Origin of the sequence: Methylocaldum sp. (genome assembly GCF_039794385.1) — a bacterium.
Taxonomy (GTDB): Bacteria; Pseudomonadota; Gammaproteobacteria; order Methylococcales; family Methylococcaceae; genus Methylocaldum.
The window spans coordinates 1-4735 of the sequence record NZ_JBDIVO010000352.1; the positions used below are offsets into that span (position 1 = coordinate 1).

At 58.3% G+C, this 4735-nt stretch carries 3 protein-coding genes; all 3 read right to left on the reverse strand.

Translation table 11 applies throughout. The features are described 5' to 3' along the window. Positions 1-1162: diaminobutyrate--2-oxoglutarate transaminase family protein (locus tag ABJK70_RS20520; protein ID WP_347258943.1), on the reverse strand; the 1162-nt coding region annotated here is incomplete at its 3' end. Positions 1163-1289: 127 nt separating this feature from the next. After that, the gene (locus ABJK70_RS20525) at positions 1290-3746 is read right to left on the reverse strand and encodes a penicillin acylase family protein (RefSeq protein WP_347258944.1); all 2457 of its coding nucleotides are present in this window, start codon (positions 3744-3746) and stop codon (positions 1290-1292) included. 1 nt (position 3747) lies between these two features. After that, positions 3748-4735: cyclic peptide export ABC transporter (locus tag ABJK70_RS20530; protein ID WP_347258945.1), on the reverse strand; the 988-nt coding region annotated here is incomplete at its 5' end.

Here is a 4735-nt window from a genome sequence, read left to right on the forward strand (position 1 = left end):
CCCGTTGGATACGGCGCAGATGGGCCATTAAACGCTCGCCCATCGCGTCCGCATGGCGGTCGAGCGTCTGCTCCTTGACGAATCGCAGAGTCGCGGCGCCCGCCGCCATGGCCAATTGGTTGCCTCGAAACGTGCCGGCGTGCGCGCCGGGTTCCCAGCGGTCCAGACTTTCGTGGTAGACCGCCACGCTAAGCGGCAGTCCGCCGCCTACCGCTTTCGAAAGCACCAACACATCCGGCAGGATGCCGGCATGCTCGAAGGCATACATCGCTCCCGTGCGTCCTACGCCGGTCTGTACTTCGTCGGCGATCAAGGGAATCTCCCGTTCGCGGGTGATGCGCCGGATTTCGCGAAGCCACTCGTCCGGCGCCGGAATCACACCGCCCTCCCCTTGCACGGCCTCCAGGATCATGCCGGCGGGCGGCGCGATGCCGCTGTTGGTGTCGTCCAACAGCCTCTCGATGTAGGCGACGGAAGCGCGCCAGGTCGCCTCGCCGCCGAGATTGAACGGGCAGCGATAGGCGTAGGGATAAGGCAGGAAATGCACCTCGGGCATGAGTCCCCCGATCGCCAGCTTGGGCCCGGTCTCGCCGGTCAAGCCCAGCGCGCCGTGGGTCATGCCGTGGTAGGCCCCATGAAAAGCAAGGACCGAACGCCGACGAGTGGCGGTCTTGACCAGCTTGAGCGCCGCTTCGATGGCATCCGCCCCGGACGGCCCGCAGAACTGGATACGGGCGTGGCCGGCGAATTCGTTCGGCAGCGTAGAGAAAAGCTCCTCGACAAAAGCGTCCTTGACCGGCGTCGTCAAATCCAGGGTTTGCCAGGGCACGCCATCGGCCACCGCGCGTTGCACCGCTTCCACCACCACCGGATGATAGTGCCCGAGCGTCAAGGCCCCCGCCCCAGCCAGGCAATCGATATAGCGCCGTCCGTCGGTATCCTCGACATGAATGCCTTCGGCCCGGCGAATGGCGATGGGCAGCTTGCGCGGATAGGTCCGGGCGTTGGATTCGAACGCCGTCTGCCGATCCAGATAATACGCGTTGCCCGAAATATCGTTCCGCCTCGTTCGATTCGATGACGCCAACGATAATCCGTCGGCCCCGGCTAAGGGTTCCTGCGAGGGAAGGTCAATTTTCGGCTCCGCAACAATGTGCGTCATGATGACAACTCCGTTTCAGTTTTATGCGATTCGTTGCCCGAAGCACTTCCGGGCATCTGGTCCCACTGCCATGCGGCACCGGGCATTTCCGCAAATCCTTGCCCCCTCTCTTCCAATCCCACTGAATTCAGTCCTCCACTGGCACCAGATAAAGCCGATGAACGAGATCATCGACTAAAAAAGGCGTAGGAGTTCCTTCCACCCAAGCCGAGTGTTGGTCGTCATAATGTGCCGACAGCGGATGCCCGGATTGGCCTCCCGGCATATGGAAAAGGCCGTTGAGTTCATGACCCGGCGCGACCACCATACGCTCGCTGGCTCCATAGCCGGGCGAGTAAACGCGGACGCATTCGCGGCATCCCGACACGGGAACCGGCGGCATGTCCAGGAAGGTGCCGAGCAATGGAAGCGCGGATGAAAACGGATGGGCGATAGACACGCGATTGACCGCGCCCCAAGTCAGCGATTCCGCGGACTCGCCTCCATACTTAGCAGAGATGTTACGCTCCGACCGTATCAGGAGATCGCGGAGAAAAGCATCCCAATCCGGATAGCGTTCTTTGTGAGGCAACAATTCCGGCAATTTCGCCTCTAGAAGTTGCTGCAAGGGCTCATCGATGGTCGCTCTCTGAAGCCGGAAGCCGGGATCTAGGCTACGACACCTCGTCAGGTAGGGAGAAATAACCTCGTCGAGCAACAAGCGGCGAAATTCCACCAGCAGCGCAAATCCTACCGACCCTTTTTCCGCGGAACCGTCCCACCTTTCCAAGCTCTCCCGCCAACGTTCCCCCGCCTCGCGCGCATCGCCGGGCGGAAGAGACAGGGCAAGCCGTTGATAAAACCGATAGAACTCCACCCGCGTGTCGAGTTGCAGGGTAAGCATATCCCGCTCGTCGAGATTATTGGCCATGGAGAGTTTTTCGGCGATTCGGTGGGCGCGGTGCCCGTGGTCGAAATCATGGCCGATGACATAGGGATAATCGTCATTGAGCATCCGCTGATTGGCGTTGACGATGAAACCGGCTGACGGATTCACCGAGCGTGGCAGCTCTTCGGGCGGAATGTAACCTTTCCAGCCGCGCGAGCCATCTGCCCAAGAGCGGGTAACCGATCCGTCGAAACCGAAGCGTCTCGGGATTTTCCCCGTGTAAGTCCAACCGATGTTGCCTCGGCTATCCGCCGCCATGGCATTCAAGGGCGGACCGCCGCCCCGGTTGAACACGGCCTGGGCGGCAGCGACATCCTCCACCGCATCCAGGTTGAGAAGATGCAGGTCGGTAGCCTCCGGATCCAGGGCGGTCCAGTGCACGGCCACCCGCTTGCCCAGTAGGGGTTCGGGCAGAGCGGGTCCCCAGATGGTTTCCAGTACTTTGAACGTGCGCTCGGTTCCGTCCCGTACCGGCACCGTTTCGATGCGTTCGCCGAAGCGGGCAAATCCCTGAGGCGTGCGATAGCGTCCGGGATCGTCCGGATCGAGTTCCAGTTCCACCAAATCGACGAAATCGCCCTCTATGTTGGTAAAGCCCCAGGCCACCTTACCGTTGGAACCCACCACGACCAGAGGGATTCCCGGCAAGCCAAGACCGGTAAGCTGCACGTCCTCATAGCGAATTTGCACCCGGTACCATATGTTGGGGACACGTAGCGACAAGTGCATATCATTTGCGAGGATGGCTCGTCCGTCCCAAGTTTTCGAAGGACCGACCACCCAACCGTTCGATCCCTTGGGGGCAGGACCGTCCGTTGCCAAACCGGCGTAGTGTTCTCCAGCATTCCTCAGCAAGGCAGACAAGTCCTCCTTGGGAATCGGAGGGAGCCGAGTCCGAGAGGCTTTGCCGCTTAGAAGTCGGTTGGTGTAGCGATCGACGGCCGGAGAGAAAAACGCATTTACCGCTTTCGGCAGGGCGGCCTCCATGACCGTGGCCATGCGCTCCGCTTCCCCCGTCCATCCCAAGTCCTCTTCCATGGCCAGCACCACCAGCAGGCTGTCCTCGGGCCGCCAAGCGGAAGGCCGATATCCCAACAGCAAGAATTCGAACGGTACGACCGGCATGGACGCCATTCCCTGGTTGATCCCCGCTGCATAAGCCTCCAACACCCGCAACTGATCCTCCGGAAGGCGTTTCACAATAGCTCCGGCCACATGTTCGAAACCCATTACCCGATGCCGATGGTCCGACTCCACCAAATCTTCTCCCATGACCTCGGCCAACCGTCCCGCCATTTGCCTCCTCAGCAGATCGAGTTGAAACAGGCGGTCGCGAGCGGTCACAAAACCTAACGCATAAAAGGCGTCCTCGCGGGATTTTGCCGAAATCGAGGGAATTCCCTGGCTGTCGAATTCCACCACGACGCCCGATGCAAGCTCAGTAAGCCGGTAAGTCCCCTGCTCGGGGGGCAACGATAGTCGTAGCGAGCAATACCCCGCCAAGCAGCCGGCACCGATCAAAATGACGGCGCCGAAAAACAGGCGATGCGTTACTTTCGTGCTCGTTCGGTTCCACCGCCGTGACGACATTCGGTTCGATAGCTCTGCCGAAACCGCCGATTTTTCTTCCTTGTCTCCAGGGCTCGAGCAACCCATTTCAGGCTCCATGGCCGACCTCTAACATTGTCGTAGTAGGGGCGGCGAAATTTTCGGCTCTCCCATGGCTATCGCTCGCCTCGGCCACCGGCACCTCGAAAAGCTTTCCGTCCCGCAGCTTGAGACAACGATCCGCCAATGAAAAATACGCATCGTCGTGAGTAATCACGATAACCGTCTTTCCGCGGGATTTTAGGGAACCGAGAATCTCTCGGTAGAAAATCCTCTTGAATATCGGATCCTGATCCGCAGCCCATTCATCGAACACATAGAACGGACGATCTTCCAGATAAGCAACCAGAAGTGCGAGCCGTTTTCGCTGCCCTTGCGATAAATTGACCGTAGAAAACTTACCGTCCTTGACGGTGACCTTGTGAGCGAGGTCCAGATGCTTCAGGTATTCCCATATTTTGCTGTTGGATTCCAGATTGTCGAAGCCCAATAGGTTTTCGAACAGGAAAAAGTCGAAAAAAATGGCCGAGAAGTGCTGTCGATAATATTCGAGATTTCCATCGTTTATCGGTTCGCCATCCAACTGTATTTCTCCGCTTTCCGGCCGATATAATCCAACCAATAAAAAAGCTAACGTGGATTTCCCGCTGCCGTTTCCTCCAATAATAAAAACGATTTCACCGGGGTATAGAGTTAGGTCGATAGGGCCGAGTACGAACTCCACGCGCCCGTCTTCTCCACGATAACAATGCTGGACTTTCGAAAGCTCCAAAATCGGCGTACGCGCTTCGGGATCTCTTCTTGGAAGCAGCCCGTAATCCTGATTTTTGCCGGAAAGCCCTTTCTCCAGAGCGTGAATCTTTCCGGCCGACACCCTGGCTTTCGACAGGATAGGAATAACTTCGAGCAGAAGCTGGAGCGGCATAGCCATGTATAAAATGATCAAACAATAGCCTCGCGCGATCTCGGACGGAATTTCCTGCCACTGAGGCAGAATGAAAAGAATCGTACCGATCACTGCGTAAAACAATCCGTTT